This window comes from Pseudomonas sp. FW305-3-2-15-C-LB1 (genome assembly GCF_058787615.1).
This window is the reverse complement of the sequence record NZ_JBYSZX010000019.1, coordinates 36,162-54,340: the sequence shown is the minus strand read 5'-3', so window position 1 is coordinate 54,340 and position 18,179 is coordinate 36,162. Positions and strand designations below refer to the sequence as shown.

Annotated in this window: 22 protein-coding genes; 10 read left to right on the top strand and 12 right to left on the bottom strand. The window is 61.1% G+C overall.

What is annotated here, in order from left to right:
• Window positions 1-48 precede the first annotated feature (48 nt).
• The 3 genes from AC3WP7_RS26245 to cysZ all read right to left on the bottom strand — a co-directional run bounded on the left by AC3WP7_RS26245 (window position 49) and on the right by cysZ (window position 2,335).
• A complete protein-coding gene (locus AC3WP7_RS26245; protein WP_092249378.1) occupies window positions 49-228 on the bottom strand; it encodes a hypothetical protein in 180 nt (59 codons plus the stop codon).
• Between the two features lie 106 nt (window positions 229-334).
• A complete protein-coding gene (locus AC3WP7_RS26240; RefSeq protein WP_102592556.1) occupies window positions 335-1,513 on the bottom strand; it encodes a glycosyltransferase family 4 protein in 1,179 nt (392 codons plus the stop codon).
• 54 nt (window positions 1,514-1,567) lie between these two features.
• Entirely contained in the window at window positions 1,568-2,335 is a 768-nt protein-coding gene (gene cysZ, locus AC3WP7_RS26235; protein ID WP_071489181.1) for a sulfate transporter CysZ, read from the bottom strand.
• Window positions 2,336-2,617: 282 nt separating this feature from the next.
• Between cysZ and trxB the strand changes: the two genes are divergently transcribed.
• The gene (gene trxB, locus AC3WP7_RS26230; protein WP_003176041.1) at window positions 2,618-3,580 is read left to right on the top strand and encodes a thioredoxin-disulfide reductase; all 963 of its coding nucleotides are present in this window, start codon (window positions 2,618-2,620) and stop codon (window positions 3,578-3,580) included.
• A 63-nt stretch (window positions 3,581-3,643) separates the two neighbouring features.
• Here the strand turns inward: trxB and AC3WP7_RS26225 are convergent, their stop codons facing one another.
• Genes AC3WP7_RS26225 through AC3WP7_RS26200 form a run of 6 tightly spaced genes read right to left on the bottom strand, consistent with a single transcriptional unit; the run spans window position 3,644 to window position 6,581 of the window.
• The gene (locus AC3WP7_RS26225) at window positions 3,644-3,985 is read right to left on the bottom strand and encodes a HopJ type III effector protein (RefSeq protein ID WP_071489183.1); all 342 of its coding nucleotides are present in this window, start codon (window positions 3,983-3,985) and stop codon (window positions 3,644-3,646) included.
• A complete protein-coding gene (locus tag AC3WP7_RS26220; RefSeq protein WP_092249369.1) occupies window positions 3,978-4,274 on the bottom strand; it encodes a DUF1244 domain-containing protein in 297 nt (98 codons plus the stop codon). The genes AC3WP7_RS26225 and AC3WP7_RS26220 overlap by 8 nt, the downstream gene beginning before the upstream one ends.
• Window positions 4,275-4,297: 23 nt before the next feature.
• Window positions 4,298-4,669, bottom strand: a complete 372-nt coding sequence (folX, locus tag AC3WP7_RS26215; protein WP_003194073.1) for a dihydroneopterin triphosphate 2'-epimerase — start codon at window positions 4,667-4,669, stop codon at window positions 4,298-4,300.
• Between the two features lie 2 nt (window positions 4,670-4,671).
• On the bottom strand, window positions 4,672-5,232 hold the full coding sequence (gene folE, locus AC3WP7_RS26210) for a GTP cyclohydrolase I FolE (protein WP_024077360.1): 561 nt from the start codon (window positions 5,230-5,232) through the stop codon (window positions 4,672-4,674).
• 20 nt (window positions 5,233-5,252) lie between these two features.
• Window positions 5,253-5,963: a dihydromonapterin reductase gene (gene folM, locus AC3WP7_RS26205; RefSeq protein ID WP_092249366.1), complete on the bottom strand. Its 711-nt coding sequence runs from the start codon at window positions 5,961-5,963 to the stop codon at window positions 5,253-5,255.
• A 57-nt stretch (window positions 5,964-6,020) separates the two neighbouring features.
• The gene (locus AC3WP7_RS26200; RefSeq protein WP_102592557.1) at window positions 6,021-6,581 is read right to left on the bottom strand and encodes an antibiotic biosynthesis monooxygenase; all 561 of its coding nucleotides are present in this window, start codon (window positions 6,579-6,581) and stop codon (window positions 6,021-6,023) included.
• Between the two features lie 217 nt (window positions 6,582-6,798).
• On the opposite strand from AC3WP7_RS26200, the gene AC3WP7_RS26195 reads away from it, so the two are divergent.
• Window positions 6,799-7,749 (top strand): MerR family transcriptional regulator, encoded by a 951-nt coding sequence (locus AC3WP7_RS26195; RefSeq protein ID WP_102592558.1) that lies wholly within the window; start codon window positions 6,799-6,801, stop codon window positions 7,747-7,749.
• 4 nt (window positions 7,750-7,753) lie between these two features.
• Here AC3WP7_RS26195 and AC3WP7_RS26190 read toward each other — a convergent pair whose 3' ends face one another.
• Both AC3WP7_RS26190 and AC3WP7_RS26185 read right to left on the bottom strand, forming a co-directional pair.
• Window positions 7,754-8,359, bottom strand: a complete 606-nt coding sequence (locus AC3WP7_RS26190) for a hypothetical protein (RefSeq protein WP_071489188.1) — start codon at window positions 8,357-8,359, stop codon at window positions 7,754-7,756.
• A 63-nt stretch (window positions 8,360-8,422) separates the two neighbouring features.
• Complete coding sequence (locus AC3WP7_RS26185) at window positions 8,423-8,890, bottom strand: PAS domain-containing protein (RefSeq protein ID WP_071489189.1); 468 nt, start codon at window positions 8,888-8,890, stop codon at window positions 8,423-8,425.
• 133 nt (window positions 8,891-9,023) lie between these two features.
• Here AC3WP7_RS26185 and AC3WP7_RS26180 point away from each other — a divergent pair, with 133 nt between their 5' ends.
• Complete coding sequence (locus AC3WP7_RS26180; RefSeq protein WP_092249360.1) at window positions 9,024-9,479, top strand: flavodoxin; 456 nt, start codon at window positions 9,024-9,026, stop codon at window positions 9,477-9,479.
• Here AC3WP7_RS26180 and AC3WP7_RS26175 read toward each other — a convergent pair.
• Window positions 9,460-10,356 (bottom strand): LysR family transcriptional regulator, encoded by an 897-nt coding sequence (locus AC3WP7_RS26175; RefSeq protein ID WP_102592559.1) that lies wholly within the window; start codon window positions 10,354-10,356, stop codon window positions 9,460-9,462. The two genes, AC3WP7_RS26180 and AC3WP7_RS26175, sit on opposite strands and share 20 nt — an antisense overlap.
• Before the next feature lie 98 nt (window positions 10,357-10,454).
• Here AC3WP7_RS26175 and AC3WP7_RS26170 point away from each other — a divergent pair, with 98 nt between their 5' ends.
• The 7 genes from AC3WP7_RS26170 to AC3WP7_RS26140 all read left to right on the top strand — a co-directional run bounded on the left by AC3WP7_RS26170 (window position 10,455) and on the right by AC3WP7_RS26140 (window position 18,021).
• Window positions 10,455-10,826, top strand: coding sequence for a CidA/LrgA family protein (locus AC3WP7_RS26170; protein WP_102592560.1), 372 nt, complete (start codon window positions 10,455-10,457; stop codon window positions 10,824-10,826).
• On the top strand, window positions 10,816-11,502 hold the full coding sequence (locus AC3WP7_RS26165) for an LrgB family protein (protein ID WP_071489193.1): 687 nt from the start codon (window positions 10,816-10,818) through the stop codon (window positions 11,500-11,502). The genes AC3WP7_RS26170 and AC3WP7_RS26165 overlap by 11 nt, the downstream gene beginning before the upstream one ends.
• Window positions 11,503-11,651: 149 nt before the next feature.
• Window positions 11,652-12,434: a class II aldolase/adducin family protein gene (locus AC3WP7_RS26160; protein WP_093513857.1), complete on the top strand. Its 783-nt coding sequence runs from the start codon at window positions 11,652-11,654 to the stop codon at window positions 12,432-12,434.
• On the top strand, window positions 12,434-13,336 hold the full coding sequence (locus AC3WP7_RS26155) for an alpha/beta fold hydrolase (RefSeq protein ID WP_092249352.1): 903 nt from the start codon (window positions 12,434-12,436) through the stop codon (window positions 13,334-13,336). The genes AC3WP7_RS26160 and AC3WP7_RS26155 overlap by 1 nt, the downstream gene beginning before the upstream one ends.
• Before the next feature lie 117 nt (window positions 13,337-13,453).
• Window positions 13,454-14,374 carry an SDR family oxidoreductase gene (locus AC3WP7_RS26150; RefSeq protein ID WP_102592561.1) on the top strand — a complete coding sequence of 307 codons (921 nt, stop codon included), beginning with the start codon at window positions 13,454-13,456 and terminating at the stop codon, window positions 14,372-14,374.
• Window positions 14,375-14,845: 471 nt separating this feature from the next.
• The gene (locus AC3WP7_RS26145) at window positions 14,846-16,636 is read left to right on the top strand and encodes a DUF1302 domain-containing protein (RefSeq protein WP_058426769.1); all 1,791 of its coding nucleotides are present in this window, start codon (window positions 14,846-14,848) and stop codon (window positions 16,634-16,636) included.
• Window positions 16,637-16,662: 26 nt separating this feature from the next.
• Entirely contained in the window at window positions 16,663-18,021 is a 1,359-nt protein-coding gene (locus AC3WP7_RS26140; RefSeq protein WP_071489197.1) for a DUF1329 domain-containing protein, read from the top strand.
• Window positions 18,022-18,179: the final 158 nt, after the last annotated feature.

The following is an 18,179-nucleotide window of genomic DNA, read 5'->3' as shown; positions in this document are numbered from 1 at the left end:
TGGCTGGGCTCCCTGTGATTACACAGGGAGCTTTATGCCGTCGGGCAGTTAGTACTGCGGCCCCTTGTACAGTTCTTTTGTGTGATCGGTTCTGTTCGGGTCTTTATGCCCCGGTTGGCCGTAGGCACGAGGTTCTGCCCGAGATTTATCCATCCATTGTTGCTGGCGCGCCCATTCGGCGTTTGGCATGTTGACGCCATTACGTACACCCATTCCGTAAGCTGACATGTACCGTACCTCCATTATTGAAAGCCCTGCTCAGATAGCAGGTATCAATAATTGGTGTGCAGCATTAAGCAGTTCCTGATTTAAATATCAGGAAAGACATATTGATTCATCGCACATAAGGCTGTGTAGGAAGCGCGAGACTTTCATCACATGCACCGCGTAACTGATGCTCAAACTGCTCGATAATCGCCGGCCAGCCCTGGCGGCTCGCATGCTGGCGTGCATTCAGACGCATGCGGCGCAGGCTTTCAGCGTCCTCCAGCAGCCAATTGGCGGCCTCGCAAAACGCGTTCTCGTCTCCGGGCATCGCCAGCACGCCGTTGTAGCCGTGGCGGATATGCTGGCTTGCAGCGGCCTGGTCATAAGCCACCACCCCCAATCCTGATGCCATGGCTTCCAACACCACGTTGCCGAATGTTTCGGTGAGGCTGGGGAAGAGGAACACATCGCCCGATGCGTAATGCCGCGCCAGTTCCTCTCCGCGCAAGGTGCCGCAGAAAATCGCCTCCGGCAATTCCTTCTCCAGCGTCGCCCGCTGCGGGCCATCACCCACGATGATGAGTTTCATCTGGCGCAGTGGATAGGTGTCCTGCAAGGTCTCGAAGCAGCGCTTGAGCAACCCCAAGTTTTTCTCCTGCGCCAGTCTGCCCACATAGAGCACGGCGGTTTGCTCACTGTTCAATGCCCAACTTTCCCGCAGCGCATTGTCGCGTTTGGCGGGATGGAACAGTTGGCTGTCCACTCCGCGCGACAACATCCCCAGACGTTCGAAATGCCGGCGCTCCAGCTCCAGGCGCTGGCTGGCGCTGGGTACCAGGGTCAGGGTCGAGCGGTTATGAAACCAGCGCAGATAGTGCGTGACCATCCGGCTCAGCATGCTCAAGCCGTACTGGTTCGAGTACTGCTGGAAGTTGGTGTGAAAGCCGCTGACCACTCTGATCCCCAGGCGACGCGCGGCACGCAGGGCAGACAAGCCCAGGGGCCCTTCCGTGGCGATGTACAGCACGTCCGGACGCTGACGGGTCCAGCGCCGCAGCAACTTGTGCATCGACGACTGCCCCCACTGCAGGCCCGGATATCCCGGCAGCGGCCAGCCACGGCATAGCAATAACGCGTCGTCGCTGGGGCGGCTCTGGTCGACGCCCTGGCGCGGTCGCACCAGTTCGACTTGATGGCCACGCGCCCGCAAACCCTCGCACAGGCGACCAAGGGTATTGGCCACCCCGTTGATCTCTGGCGGGAAGGTTTCGGTGATGAGGGTGATGTGAAGCGAAGCTGTCGTCATGACCCACAGTGTCTCCGTGGGGCATGTCGTCATTGTGTCATCGAGATGATGGATTTATGACTGGGTCACTTTTTGCTGCGCCGCCATCGCCTCGGCCCCTTGTTCGCGTACCCAGAACAGCGTCGCCCCGGCTACTGCCGCCGGCATCATCAGCAGGTTGACCACCGGCACCAGCAACACCAGGTAAACAATCCCGCCGAAGCTCATGCTCTGCCAGCGTTTCTGGCGCAGCCAGGCGAGCATTTCGTTCCAGCCCAGCTTGTGGTTGTCGGCCGGGTAGTCGATGTACTGGATCGCCATCATCCACACGCCAAACAGCAACCACAGCGGTGCGGCGACCAGATTGACCACCGGGATGAAAGACAGGATAAACAGGCCGATGGCCCGTGGCAGGAAGTAGCCCAGCTTGCGCATCTCCCGGGCGAGGGTGCGCGGTACCATCGCGATCAGCTCGCCCCAACTGAAGGCTGGGAAGTCATCGGTGCCGCGCACCACCACTTCAACCTTCTCCGAGAGAAAGCCGTTGAAGGGGGCGGCGATGATGTTGGCGAGCATGGTGAAGGTGAAAAATACCATCAACACCACCAGCACCACGAACAATGGCCAGAGCAGGTAGTTCAGGAAACCCAGCCAGCTCGGCAGCGTCGGCATCAGGTGGTCGACCCACAGGCTGAACTGATGACCGGCAAAATAGATCAAGCCGACGAACAGCACCAGGTTGATCGCCAGTGGCAGCAGCACAAACAGACGCAGGCCTGGGCTCAACACCAGTTTGAGGCCTTCGCGCAGGTATTGCGGGCCGGAAAGAGCAGGGGCGGGCATGGGGAACTCCGAGCAAAAGGGCGAACGCGCCGACCTTACCGGCTTTACATCGCAGGCGAAAGCCGCGACATCAGCCGTAACAAACCTGTCGATCAGTCGGGCCAACTACATAGTGACCGTCTATGAGCTGGATTGTTATTCCGTATTTCCTTAATCTTGCCCCCCTCGATACGCTGCACCCATTATTTTCAGGGCCTGCGAGTTCAAGCCTTCCCCAAGTGCTTCGTGGTCCCTTTTTTATTCCAGCCGCCTTGTAGTCCGGGCGGTCGATAGGAGTGAGTCATGTCTGATACCCGTCATTCGCGAGTGATTATTCTCGGTTCCGGCCCTGCCGGTTACAGCGCCGCTGTCTACGCTGCCCGGGCCAACCTCAAGCCGCTGCTGATCACCGGCATGCAGGCGGGCGGTCAATTGACCACCACCACCGAAGTCGACAACTGGCCGGGCGACGTCCACGGCCTGACCGGCCCGGTGCTGATGGAGCGCATGAAAGAACACGCCGAACGCTTTGAAACCGAGATCGTGTTTGATCACATCAACAAGGTCGACTTTTCCAAGAAGCCTTACAGCCTGACCGGCGACAGCGGCGTATACACCTGTGACGCACTGATCATCGCTACTGGCGCCAGCGCTCGTTACCTGGGCCTGCCGTCGGAAGAAGCGTTCATGGGCAAGGGCGTTTCCGCCTGCGCGACCTGCGACGGTTTCTTCTACCGCAACAAACCGGTCGCCGTGGTCGGTGGTGGCAACACCGCCGTGGAAGAGGCGCTGTACCTGGCCAACATCGCCAGCACCGTGACCCTGGTCCACCGCCGCGAGACCTTCCGCGCCGAGAAGATCCTGATCGACAAGCTGCATGCCCGTGTCGCCGAAGGCAAGATCATCCTCAAGCTCAACGCCACCCTGGACGAAGTCCTGGGCGACAACATGGGCGTGACCGGTGCCCGCCTGAAGAACAACGATGGCAGCTTCGACGAGCTGAAAGTCGACGGCGTGTTCATCGCCATCGGCCACACCCCGAACACCTCGCTGTTCGAAGGTGTGCTGGAAGCCAAAGACGGCTACCTGGTGGTGCAGGGCGGCCGTGAAGGCAATGCCACCGCGACCAACATTGAAGGTATCTTCGCCGCCGGTGACGTGGCCGACCACGTCTACCGCCAGGCCATCACCTCCGCCGGCGCCGGTTGCATGGCGGCACTGGATGCCGAGCGTTACCTCGACGGCCTGCAGAACGCTTCGTTCTAACCAACGCCGCACAACAAATGTGGGAGGGGGCAAGCCCCTCCCACATTTTGTTTCAGGTCTGGCTCAGGATTTTCGAGTCAGAGGTTGGGCGGTGAACTTCACACCGGCCAAGCCGTTTGCGATCAATGCACGGATATTGCCGTGGTCACTCCCCTCAGGCGTCGCCACCACCGAACGGTAATGCTCACCAAACGCCAGCAGCGCTTCCTGCTCGCTCAGCCCTTCCAGCACTGCCAGGCCCAGCGTCTTGCACGACCCTTCGTTCTGCCCGGCGGCATTCTCTACCGCGCCATTGGTGAACGCCTGTGGCTGGTACTCGTAACCGGCAGCGACAAACGCCAGGGTATCGGCAAAAACGTGTTCGCCGCTGTTGAGGCTGGCGCGCAGGGTATTCAAATCATTCATGGGGTTTTCCTTTGGCGAACGCCGCCTGTTGATCGGCGCTGGCTTCTTTCTGGTATTGGGTTTTCCACTCGGCGTACGGCATGCCGTACACCACTTCACGGGCGGCATCCAGGCTCAGCTCGATCTGGCGCGTGTCGGCCTCGGCCTTGTACCACTTCGACAAGCAATTGCGGCAGAAACCGGCGAGGTTCATCAGGTCGATGTTCTGCACATCCTTGCGGCTGTCCAGATGCGCCACCAGCCGGCGGAAGGCGGCGGCTTCGAGTTCGAGGCGTTGTTGGTCGTTCATAAGGTTCACGCAAATCTCAGGGGTTAACGGCTGGCCGCCAGGGTAATCGAAACCGACTCGGCAAAACGCAACGCATGGGGCTTGTCCACTTCCACTTCGGCGTACAGCACCGACTCATTGCTCATCACCAGGTCCAGCAACTCCTGGGTCAGACGCTCCAGCAGGGCAAAACGATTGCCTTCGACATGGGCGATGATCGCCTTGGTGATGGTGCGGTAGTTCAGCGCGTGGTCGATGTCGTTGTCGCGCACGGCTTCCTGGGCGGCGTACAGGATGGTCAGGTTGATCAGCACATCCTGCTTGTTGAGGATTTCGTCCTCGTTGATGCCGATGAAGGTGCGCAGGCACAGGTCCTTGACCCGGATGCGCGCCATGCCTGGTTGAAGTTGTGGCATTGCTACTTGCTCCGTCCGATCAGTTGCAGGAACTCCATGCGCGTGGTGTTCGACTCGCGGAACGCGCCGAGCATCACCGAGGTGTTCATGGTTGAATTCTGTTTTTCCACACCGCGCATCATCATGCACATGTGCTTGGCTTCGATGACCACGGCCACGCCGGCGGCCTGGGTCACTTCCTGGATGGCGTCGGCGATTTGCCGTGTGAGGTTTTCCTGGATCTGCAGGCGGCGGGCGAACATGTCGACGATGCGCGCCAGCTTCGACAGGCCCAGCACCTTGCCGGTCGGGATATAGGCGACGTGGGCCTTGCCGATAAAGGGCAGCAGGTGGTGCTCGCATAGCGAGTACAACTCGATGTCCTTGAGGATCACCATCTCGTCATTGTCAGAGGCAAACAGCGCGCCGTTGACGATTTCTTCCAGGTTCTGCTCGTAGCCATGACACAGGTATTGCATGGCCTTGGCGGCACGCTTGGGGGTATCGAGCAGGCCTTCGCGCTCGGGGTCTTCGCCCAAGCCCTTGAGGATCTCGCGGTAATGGTGGGGCAGGGATAAGGTCATACAACATCCTCAAAAGCGGCTTACTTGATATGCCGCCCGCCGTTGACGGTCAGGGTGGTACCGGTGACATAAGGGTTATCCAGCAGGTAACGCACGCTCTGGTAGATCACCTCGGGCCCGGGCTCGATGCCCAGTGCGGACTTGGCCAGTACCTTGGCGCGGTAGGCGTCGTCGTCGCCGTCGTTGAACATCACCATCGCCGGGGCGATGCCGTTGACCTTGATCGACGGCGCCAATTGCGCGGCAAACGACAACGTCAGGCTGTCGAGCCCGGCCTTGGTGGCGCAATAGGCGATGTGCTGGCGGCTGCCCTTGCGCACCACGTCGTCGCTGATGTGCACGATGTCGGCCGGTGTCGAGCGTTGCAGCAAGGGTGAACAATGCAGGTTGATCAGGTAAGGCGCAAGCATGTGCACGCTGAACATGTCGGTAAACGCGCGACTTTCGTCGTCGGGGGATTCCGCTATCCAGGCAGAGGCGTTATGGATAACCGCACGCAGGCTCTGGGTATGGGTGTTCAGCTCAGCGATAAACGCCAGGATACCGGCCTCGCTGGAGAAGTCGGCAAACACTGCGATCGCCCCACGCTCGCGCAAGGCCTGCACGCCGGGCCGTTCGCTGCGGTAGCTGAAAATCACCGGGTGGCCGTCGTCCAGCAAACGCTGGGCGCAATGCAGGCCGACACGCTGGCCGGCGCCGGTGATCAGGATCGGGGCGTTCGTTGCAGTCATGGGAGGCTCGAGTCGCTGGCAGGTTGAAACTATACCAGCGACCGAGCACCCCTGTATTCACGCCGCAGCTTCGGTAGCCTTGCGCGGTGTAGGGGCAGGATGCAGCCAGTTTGCCAACAGGTGGGTCGACAGTGGGATGAACCAGTAGACCATCAGTGGCGTCAGCGCCATGGTACTGACCAGCACGCGCGGTGCCAGGTCCAGTTCGCTCAGCAGTGGGTTCAGGATAAAGTTGAACAGCAGCGACACCGGGAAAAACGCCAGCCAGATCGCCACAGCCTGCTTCCAGCGAGGTGGGCGCGCGCCCACGGCGCCGAACCAGCCATCGATGCCACGTACGCGATGCTCCGACGGGTCGGCAAACAAGTCGCTGCCACGGCTCAGCCACGCACTGCGCGACGCGGAAAACTCCCAGGCATGCAGGGTCTTCTCATCGGCAAAGCGGAAAATGATCTGGAATTCATCATCGTTGGGCGGCGGTGCCAGGACGCCTGAGCCCAGGTAGCCGGGAAAGTCCGTGGCCAATTGCTCGCCTTCGCGCAGCCAGGCCATCAGTTCTTCATAGCGACCCTTGGCCACGCGACGTGCAACCATCAGGGTGACGGGAGAGGTAGACATTGTGTATCTCCAAATAGTGGGCGCTCGTGACCGGGTAGGTACGACACCAGGTGCAACTGCGGGGTGATGCGGCTGCGCCTTGAAAAAGCAGGCAAGGATTATTCCTGTTTTGCTGAAATACGCCAGACACTTCTGTCGGTTCGCCTCGTGGCTTGAATCGTTCAACCGAATAAGCGTTAAATAGGATCCAAATCGACACGGATGTTCTTGACCTCTGATGCCCGAAACTATTGCTCCGCAGCGCGAAACGACCCTTGACCGCGTCGCTGTTTCCGATGATCTATTGCCGATTCGAGAAGTCGCTCGGCTGACGGGCGTCAACCCGGTCACCCTGCGTGCCTGGGAAAGACGCTACGGCCTCATCCAGCCGATCCGCACCGAAAGTGGGCACCGGTTGTATTCATGCACCGATATCGACACCGTGCACCGTATTCTCGACTGGATCGAACGTGGCGTCGCCGTGAGCAAAGTGGGCAGGCTGCTTGCGCGCGATGAGCGCATCGGCGAACCCGGCCTGGCTGGCGGGGACAGCGTGGAGCGGGCCCAATGGCACGGGCAACTGCGCAGTGCAATCAGCGCGTTCGATGATCGCCAGCTGGATCGGCTGTACGGGCAGATATTTTCCGCCTACCCGCTCGCCGTGGCGTTCCAGGATATTCTCATGCCGCTCTGGCAGGAACTGTTGCGTCATCAAGGCCGCTTCGGCGAGGCCAGCGAATGGCTGTTCTTCGATAATTTCCTGCGTTCGCGCACGGCGCAACGTCTGCAGGTGATAGCCGCTTCGCCGCTGCCACGGGTGCTGCTGGCGGCCATAGCCGGAGAATGTCGCGAGCTGGAATTGTTGGTCGCAGGCCTGCTGCTGACGGGGGAGAAATTCGCCGTGAAGCTACTGGGAGTAGGCCAGCCACTCGATGAGTTGACCCTGGTCTGTGAAAAGACCCAACCGCAAGCGCTGGTGCTGTTTTCCAACCGCGCCCCCGGCAGCGAACTGCCACTGCGGCTCAAACGCCTGGCGCTGACCCTGGATTGCCCGCTGCTGCTGGCCGGTGACGCCGCGGACTTCGCCCAGGAAAGCCTGCAAGGCTCGTCAATCGGCTGCCTGGGCAACGAAGCACGGTTGATGCAGCGCCGCTTGCTGCAATTCCTGAGCGGTAGCCTGGATACCTGATGTTTCAGGCGTGCACTTCGGGATGGACCAGGCGGTGCTGGTGCAGGATGAACTGGCGCAGGCGCTCGGTTTCATCGACGTCGTCCTGGCTGAGCCGGTAAGCGAACAGGCCGCGTGCGGTTTCCCGTTCGAACGTTCCGCGCAGCGCAATGCGCTCATAGCCGGAAGGGCTGAACCACAGCGAAAAGGTTTTCGGTGGCTTGAGCCGGCCACGGATCTCCACCAGCACCCCTTTGAACGACACTTCATGCACCCACAACGCGCCCGTGCCGCCCTTGATATTCTCCAGGGCCACCGGCGTTTCGAGCGCCAGGCGCCACGGCCGGATCATCGGCCCATCCTCGAAAATACTCGGCACGCCCAGGCGCAGGTGCACGGCATGAAACTCATCTTCCACCAGGTGCAGCGGGAAGGTGAGTTGCTGATTGTCGAACTGTGCCTGGATGGTGACGTGATCGTGGGCCGCCAGGCGCGTGAGAAGATCGCGAATCTGCGCACCGCCGTTGACTGTCAGGCTCGATGACGCATCCCGCAGGTTCAATTGCGGGTTGTGCTGCATAGTCTGGATAAAATCCAGCTCGTCCTGGGTCAGGAGTGCATCGCGTTGCATGGGCTTGCTCAACGAATGTGGGAAGGCATTAAAACGCCATTATCCTCTTAATGACCGTTATTTCTAATCTTTGTTAGATCCACTGGTCGCCTTGAGTGCCGCCAGTTCGGCCTTGAGTTCGGCCACTTGCGCCTCCAGTTGAGCCACGCGCTGCTGGGCTTTGACCTGGACGCTCACATCTTTTTGCACGCCGACGCAATAAGTCTGTTTATCCGCCGGGTTGTAGACCGTCGACAGCGACAGCTCATTCCAGAAATGCGTGCCGTTCTTGCGGTAGTTGCGCAGGACTTCACGGCAGTGGGTGCCCGCGGCGAGGGCTTCGCGAATGGCGATCAGGGCGGGTTGGTCGCGGTCACCGGATTGCAGGAAGCGGCAATCCTGGTAGAGGATTTCGTCGCGGGTGTAGCCGGTCAGGCGCTCGAAGGCGGGATTGACGTAGATCAGTGGCAAGTCCTTGCCTTCCCGTTCAGCGATGACGATACCGTCATTCGAGGCGTCGATGACCATTTGCATCAAGTGAGCATTAATCATGCGGGGGATCCATCCATTTGGGTGCTGCAAGTCTAAGGCACCGCGCTCCATTTTCCACCCGGTATGGCGATTTTTGTAGCGGCGTTCAAGCTGTTAATATCCCACGCTTTCGCTCAACTACAGGATCAGATTGATGAAAGTCGCCATCCTTTCCGGCTCGGTCTACGGCACCGCTGAAGAAGTCGCTCGTCACGCTGCCGATATCCTCAACGCGGCCGGTTTCGAGGCCTGGCACAACCCTCGCGCCAGCCTGGCCGACGTGCAGGCGTTTGCGCCGGACGCATTTCTGGCGGTGACGTCCACCACCGGCATGGGCGAATTGCCCGACAATCTCCAACCCCTGTACTCGACGATTCGCGACCAACTGCCCGCCGCCTGGCGCGGGCTGCCCGGCGCGGTGATTGGCCTGGGAGACGCCAGCTATGGCGACACCTTCTGCGGCGGTGGCGAGCAGATGCGCGAGCTGTTTGGCGAACTGGGCGTGCGTGAAGTGCTGCCGATGCTGCGCCTGGATGCCAGCGAAAGTGTGACCCCGGAAGCCGACGCCGAGCCGTGGCTGGCTGAACTGGTCACTGCACTGCGCGCTTGACCGGAAACTCACGCAGCAACGCCAGCCAGGCCTGGGCGGCTTTCGACAGGTAGGCGCCCTTACGCCAGATAAAGGCAATGTCCCAGCGCAGGTAGTCGGGCGCCTTGAGCGTCAGGCGCACCACCCCGGGTCGCACCAGCCCACGGGCGACCACGCTGGGCAGCAGCACCACACCCTGGCCGGCGGCGACCAATGCGGCGAGGAAGTCCGCCTGGCCGCTGCGACCGATTTCCTTCGGCGTAAAACCCAACTGTTCACACGCCTGCAGCAGGCGGTCGTTGAGCACGAAGCTGCGCTGGTACATCAGGAACGGCGTGTCGGCGAGTTCCTCCAGGCGTACCTGGGCGTTTTCCGCCAGGGGATGATCAATCGGCAACAGCGCGTCCAGGGGCTCATCGCAGAACGCTTGCCAGGCAAACGCCGGGTCGCTGGGTCTGAGGCTGCCCCCCACTTCCAGTTCACCGCTCAGGATGGCTTGCTCGATATTGCGACTGCCGCCCTCCAGCAATTGGATGGTCACGTTCGGGTAGCGCCGGCGGTATTCGGCGAACAGTCCGGCAAACAACGTATCCCCGGCCAACAACGGCAGGCCCAGGCGCAGTTCGCCTCGGGTCAACTGGTGCATATCGTCCAGCTCGCTGAGCAACTCGTTTTGCAGGCGCAGCATGGCTTCGGCGCGTTGCAGGACGACTCGGCCGGCGGCGGTCAGGCGGATCTGCGAGCCGATTCGGTCGAGCAGTGGCGTGCCCAGGCTCTGCTCCAATTGCGCAACCTGTTTGCTGACGGCGGACTGGCTGATATGCAGGGTTTTGCCGGCCTGGGTAAAGCCACCCCGGTGAACCACTTCGACGAAGCTGCGCAGCTGTTTGAATTCCATGTGCGAAATTCCAGTTTGGAATAACTGGCAGTCTAACAATTCGCTGTGGGGATGGGGCATGCCTCTTTAAAATGAAGGCCTGCGAGGACCCAAAGCCCATGAAACGTTTCACCCGTCTGTTGATTGAACTGGTCGTGCTACTGGCCATTTACCTGTTCGGCTGCCAACTGGCGATGTGGTTGGCCTGGCCGATTCCCGGCGGTGTGGTGGGCCTGGGCCTGTTGTTGATGGCCTTCGCCAGCGGCCTGGTCAAACCGGCGGCCCTGCAATTGGGTGCCGGCGTGCTGATGGCCGAGATGCTGCTGTTCTTCATTCCGGCGCTGATGAGCCTGCTCGACTACGGCGGCCTGCTGCGCAATGAGGGATGGCGCATCCTGCTGGTCATCGGCTTGAGCACGTTGACCGTGATGCTGGTGACCGCATTCACGGTGGAACTGGTGTGCCGCTGGAGGCTGCGCCATGAAGCTTGAACTGATGCCGGTGTTCTGGCTCGCCTTGACCTTGGGCACCTATATTTTCAGTCGCTGGATCTACCGTCGCACCGGGCGTTACCTGTTGTCGCCGCTGATCCTGGTGCCCGTGCTGTTGCTGGCGGTGGCCGTACCGATGAACACGGCCTACGCCGAATACTCTGCCGACACCCACTGGCTGATGCTGGTACTCGGCCCCGTCACCGTGGCGTTCGCCGTGCCGATCTGGCAGCAGCGGCGGTTGCTGGCGCGTTACTGGTCGGCATTGTTGCTGGGGATGGTGGCCGGCAGCGTGGCGTCCATCGCCACCTCATTCGGCCTGGCCAAAGCGTTGGCCTTGGACAGCTCGGTGACGATGTCCCTGGTGCCACGCTCCATCACCACGCCGTTCGCCATGCCGGTGTCCTCTGACCTGGGTGGCGTGCCGGAATTGACGGCGGTGTTCGTAATGTTCACCGGCGTATTCGGTGCGATGCTCGGCGGCGTGCTGCTCAAGTGGTTGCCCCTGCGTACGCCGCTGGCGCGCGGTGCGCTGTTTGGCGTGGGCGCCCACGGTGCGGGCGTGAGCCGGGCCCATGAAGTGGGCGGCGAAGAGGGCTCGGTGGCAGGCCTGGTGATGGTCCTGACCGGCCTGCTCAACCTGTTTGCCGCGCCTTTATTGGCGGCACTTCTCTGACGTCGGTTGCGCGGATTTAAACTATTCTCAAAGCTGACCCGTACGGTCATCAAGCTGGCTGCCAAGGCAACTACGGCGGCCAGGGCGTCTGACTAGACTGGCCCATCACTCAAAAAATAATAAGAAAGTGCGCCAAGGAGGTCGTTGCCGTGAGCCTAGCCCCCGTTCCATCGCCACAGAATGTCAAAGATCAGGTCAGCGCCGCCGAGTGGCAGACCCGCGTCGACCTGGCAGCCTGCTACCGCCTGGTGGCGATGCACGGCTGGGATGACCTGATCTTCACCCATATTTCGGCCAAGGTGCCGGGCACCGACGACTTCCTGATCAACCCCTACGGGCTGATGTTTCACGAGATCACCGCGTCGAGCCTGGTCAAGGTCGACCAGGCCGGCAACAAGCTGATGGACAGCCCCTACGAGATCAACCCGGCGGGCTACACCATCCACAGCGCCATCCATGAAGTGCGCCACGACGTGACGTGCGTCCTGCACACCCACACTGCCGCCGGTGTGGCGGTGGCGGCGCAGAAGCAGGGTGTCTTGCCGATCAGCCAGCAATCGATCTTCGTGCTGTCGAGCCTGGCTTATCACGCCTACGAAGGGGTGGCGCTGAACCACGAAGAGAAGGCCCGGTTGCAGGCCGATCTTGGCCAAAATAGTTTCCTGATGCTGCACAACCACGGTCTGCTGACCTGCGGCAGCACCATCGCCGATACGTTTCTGATGATGTTTACCTTCCAGCGCGCCTGCGATATCCAGGTGTTGGCGCAAAGTGGCGGCGCGCAATTGATCCCCATCGGGCCACAGATCCTCGCCGGTGCCAAGGCGATGGTGGCAGCTGTCACAAAGAGTGCTCAAGGTATGGGGGGCGCGCTGGCGTGGCCGGCGTTGCTGCGTAAATTGGACAGCCTCGATCCCGGGTATAAAACCTGATGCCTCTTGCCGAGATCCCGCTGAGTGTCTGGCGCAAACGCAGCCAGACGTTCGACTTCAACGGCCGCACTATCCGCTACTGGGTGGCGGGGCAGGGTGAGCCGTTGCTGTTGATCCATGGCTTTCCCACTGCCAGTTGGGACTGGCATTACCTGTGGCAGCCCCTGGCCCAACGCAACCTGGTGATCGCCTGCGACATGCTCGGTTTCGGCGATTCGGCCAAACCCCTCGACCACGGTTATTGCCTGCTGGAACAGGCGGATCTGCAACAGGCGTTGCTCGAGCACCTGCGCGTGGACCAGCCGGTGCACGTGCTCGCCCACGACTACGGCGACAGCGTCGCGCAGGAACTGCTGGCCCGGCACTACGAAGGTCGCTTTCACATGGCCAGCTGTGTGTTTCTCAACGGCGGGTTGTTCCCGGAAACCCACCGTCCGGCGCTGGTGCAAAAGCTGCTGCTCAGCCCACTGGGCTGGATGATCGGTCGTGCCTTTGGGCGCAATGCCCTGGCGGACAGTTTCAACCAGATCTTCGGGCCCGACACTCGCCCCAGCGAGAGTGCCCTGGATGATTTCTGGAGCCTGATCGACTCTCATGAAGGCACGCGCATCCTGCACAAACTCATTGCCTACATCCCCCAGCGACGACGTCTGCGCGATCGCTGGGTCGATGCGATGCAACAGGCTGAAGTGCCGCTGCGGGTGATCGATGGCGAAATCGACCCGATCTCTGGCGCCCACATGGTGGCGCGTTACCGCGAGCTGGTGCCCCACGCCGACACAGTGCTGCTGGCCAATATCGGCCATTACCCGCAGATCGAGGCGCCGGTGCAGGTGCTCAAGCATTACCTGGCGTTTCGTGAGCGGATCGGGCGACCGACTTCGCGAATCGCCTATTCCTGAGCTGACGACTATCCCTGCGCCTTATCGAGCACCATTCAGCCCTGGCCGGCTTTATTGTGACCTGCGTCCCCGTGCCTGACACTCGACCCATTCCCATCGTCGCCATTGGAGTTCGGTATGAGTGAGTCAGTGCAGTTCCAGGATAAGGTCGTGATCGTCACCGGCGCCGGCGGCGGATTGGGCCGGGCCCATGCGCTGCTGTTCGCCAGGCACGGTGCCAAAGTACTGGTCAACGATCTCGGCGGTTCCACCCAAGGTGAGGGCGCCAATGCGTCGGCGGCCGATCGGGTGGTGGCCGAGATTCGCGAAGCGGGCGGTATCGCCGAGGCCAACCACGACTCTGTCACCGACGGTGACAAGATCGTGCAGAACGCCCTCGATGCGTTCGGGCGTATCGATGTGGTGGTCAACAACGCCGGGATCCTGCGCGACAAGACGTTCCACAAAATGGAGGACAGCGACTGGGACCTGGTTTATCGGGTGCATGTCGAAGGCGCCTACAAAGTCACCCGCGCTGCCTGGCCCCATCTGCGTGAGCAAGGGTATGGCCGGGTGATCTTCACCGCGTCCACCTCGGGTATCTACGGCAACTTCGGCCAGTCCAACTACGGCATGGCCAAGCTCGGCCTGTATGGGCTGACCCGCACCCTGGCGCTGGAAGGGCGCAAGAACAACATCCTGGTCAATGCCATCGCCCCCACCGGCGGCACCCGCATGACCGAAGGCCTGATCCCGCCGCAAGTGTTCGAGCGCCTCAAGCCGGAGCTGGTCAGCCCGCTGGTGGTGTACCTGGGCAGCGAGGCATGCCAGGAAACCTCGGGGTTGTTTGAAGTGGGCGGCGGTTGGATCGGCAAGACCCGCTGGGAACGCAGCCTGGGCGTTGGCTTTGATCCGGAGGCGGGGTTTTCGCCCGAAGACGTGGCTGCGCACTGGCAGCAGATCTGTGACTTCGAAGGCGCCGCTCACCCCAAGGACAACATCGAGGCGTTGAAGGAAATGATGGCCAACTTGCAGAAACAGCCTGTGATCGTTGCTTGAAAAAGCTTTAATCCTGCGGGGCGCTGATGGCGCCCCATTTTATTCAGGGCAAAAAAATGCCGCTGCAAACGCAGCGGCTGAAGTCAGACGTTGGATCAAGGAGCGACAAATCAACGTCAGTGAACACCGGTAACAGATTGAAAGCAGTCCTCAATCCATTTGAATCTGGCTTTTCTTCCGGTCGGGGAAGCGGGCCGTCTGCCCTGAAAGCCCGGTAAGAATAGTCGTTTGTAACAGGATGAGTAATGCCGGTTCGTGACAAGGACTGTTACCAAAACAGCAATAGTTGGGCTGCGCGTCATCCATTCTCCTGATAACCCCTTATCCACCCGCTGCATGCCCGCGCCCAAACCCCGGCCAGAGCGCCTTGTCATCCTTTCGAGCGACAACACGAATCCCTCCTTGGTGCGCTTATCGCTCCTGAGACGCGGCAGTAGGGTGGGGCCTTCTGTCACTCACCGGGGAAGACGCATGACAAGAACAACAATGCGCGCCATCTTCAGGCCACAGGCGCTGGCCGCTGCGGTTGCGTTGGGGTGCTGTGCCCAGGCACAGGCTGTTTCGTTCAACATTGGCGAGATCGAAGGGCAATTCGATTCTTCGCTGTCGGTGGGCGCGAGCTGGGGCATGCGCGACGCCGACAAGAAGCTGGTGGGCACCGTCAACGGCGGTACTGGCCAGGCGTCCACCGGCGATGACGGACGCCTGAACTTCAAGAAGGGCGAGACCTTCTCCAAGATCTTCAAGGGTATTCACGACCTGGAGCTCAAGTACGGTGACAGCGGCGTCTTCGTGCGCGGCAAGTACTGGTACGACTTCGAGTTGCAGGACGAAGACCGCGAGTTCAAGCAGATCAGCAATCACCATCGTGACGAGGGCGCGCGTTCTTCGGGCTATGAATTGCTCGATGCCTTCGTTTATCACAACTACTCCATCGGCGATCAACCGGGCAACGTGCGCCTCGGCAAGCAAGTGGTCAGCTGGGGTGAGAGCACCTTTATCGGTAACTCTATCAACAGCATCAACCCCATCGACGTTTCGGCTTTCCGTCGCCCTGGTGCAGAGATCAAGGAAGGGCTGATCCCGGTGAACATGCTGTTCGCCTCCCAAAGCCTGACCAACCAACTGACAGTGGAAGGCTTCTACCAGCTCAACTGGGAAAACACCGTGCTGGATAACTGCGGCACCTTCTTTGGTGGGGATGTGGCGGCCCATGGCTGTAATGACAACTACACGGTGGGCAACCCGGCGATTGCGCCATTGCAGCCCGTCGCCGCCGCGTTCGGGCAAGGCTTTCAAGTGACCCGTGAAGGGGTGATCGTGCAGCGTGCACAGGATCGTGACGCCCGTGACAGTGGCCAATTCGGTACGGCGTTGCGTTGGTTGGGGGATGACACCGAATACGGCCTGTACTTCATGAACTACCACAGCCGCACACCGACCGTGGGCACCATCACCAACAATACGAGCCTGGCCCGGCTCGGTGCGATCGCCGGTGCAGCCAATGGCATCGCGCCCGGCTCCGGCGCAGGCCTGGTCCAGAGCCTGATGCTCGGTCGTGGCCAGTACTACCTGGACTACCCGGAAGATATCCGCCTGTTCGGTGCGAGCTTCTCCACCACCTTGCCCACCGGCACGGCGTGGACCGGCGAGATCAGCTATCGCCCCAATGCCCCGGTGCAACTCAACACCACCGACCTGACCCTGGCCCTGATCAACCCGGTCGCCGGGCAACTGGCCTCGCCGATCCGCAGCAACTTCGGTGACGACAACAAAGGCTACCGGCGCAAGGAAATCACCCAGATCCAAAGCACCATGACCCAGTTCTTCGACCAGGTGCTGGGCGCCGAACGCCTGACGCTGGTAGGCGAAGCGGCCTACGTGCACGTTGGTGGGCTGGAAGACAAATCCAAGCTGCGTTATGGCCGCGACTCGGTGTACGGCGCCTATGGCTTCCAGGGTGACACCGACGGTTTTGTCACGGCCAACTCCTGGGGTTACCGCGCCCGGGCGATCCTTGACTACAACAACGCCATTGCCGGGGTGAACCTCAAGCCCAACCTGTCCTGGTCCCATGACGTGGCGGGCTACGGCCCCAACGGCTTGTTCAACAAAGGCGCCAAGGCCATCAGCGTCGGCGTGGATGCGGATTACCGCAGCACCTACACCGCCAGCCTCAGCTACACCGACTTCTTCGGCGGCGACTACAACACCCTCACCGACCGCGACTTCATCGCCCTCAGCTTCGGCGCGAACTTCTGATCTGGCTTAAGGAAGGACAAGACTCTATGCGTAAGATAATTGCGGTAATGGCCCTCAGCCTGTTGGCGGCCCACGTCATGGCGGCGGTGTCGCCGGAAGAGGCGGCCAAGCTCGGCACCACCCTGACCCCGGTGGGCGCCGAAAAAGCCGGCAATGCCGATGGCTCGATCCCGGCCTGGACCGGCGGCATCCCGAAAAACGCCGGCGCAGTGGACAGCAAGGGCTTCCTGGCCGATCCGTTCGCCAGTGAAAAACCGTTGTTCGTGATCACCGCAGCCACCGTCGACAAATACAAGGACAAGCTTTCCGACGGCCAGGTGGCGATGTTCAAGCGCTACCCCGAGACCTACAAGATCCCGGTGTACCCGACTCACCGCACGGTCAACCTGCCGCCGGAGATCTACGAGTCGATCAAGCGCAGCGCGTTGAACGTCAAGCCGATCAACGACGGCAATGGCCTCGAAGGGTTCACCGGCAACCGCTACTACGCGTTCCCGATTCCGAAGAACGGCGTGGAGGTGTTGTGGAACCACATCACTCGTTACCACGGCGGCAACCTGCGCCGCATCATCACCCAGGCCACCCCGCAGACCAACGGCAGCTACACGCCGATCCGCTTCGAGGAAGAGGTGGCGGTGCCGCAACTGATCCCCGACATGGACCCGGCGAAGGCGGCCAACGTACTGACCTTCTTCAAGCAGTCGGTGACGGCGCCGGCGCGCCTGGCGGGCAACGTACTGCTGGTGCATGAAACCCTCGACCAGGTGAAGGAGCCACGCCTGGCGTGGATCTACAATGCCGGCCAGCGTCGCGTGCGCCGGGCGCCGCAAGTGGCGTACGACGGGCCGGGCACCGCCTCCGACGGCCTGCGCACCTCGGACAACTTCGACATGTTCTCCGGCGCGCCGGACCGCTACGACTGGAAGCTGGTGGGCAAGAAGGAGATGTACATCCCCTACAACAGCTACAAGCTGGACCAGCCGACGCTCAAGTACGACGACATCATCAAGGCCGGCCACATCAACCAGGACCTGACCCGTTATGAGCTGCACCGCGTGTGGGAAGTGGTCGGCACGGTCAAGCCGAGTGAGCGGCACATCTACGCCAAGCGCCACATGTACATCGACGAAGACAGCTGGCAGGTGGCGCTGGTGGATCACTACGACGGCCGTGGCCAACTGTGGCGGGTCGCCGAAGGCCATGCGCAGTTCTACTACGACCACCAGACCCCGGCCTACACCGTGGAAACCCTGTACGACATCATCGCCGGGCGCTACATCGCGCTGGGCATGAAGAACGAGGAGAAGAGCAGCTTCGTGTTCGGGTTCAATGCCAAGGCGGCGGATTACACCCCGGCTGCGCTGAGGGCCGAAGGCGTTCGCTGATCCCGATGTGAAATCAAAATGTGGGAGGGGGAAAGCCTCTCCCACATTGGGTTTTATGCATGGCTGGAAATCACCCCGCTGAATACTTCTTCAACAACCACCAACCACAGGACTAGGGTAGGCGTCACGTTGCATAACAATAAGAACGCAGGATGCAG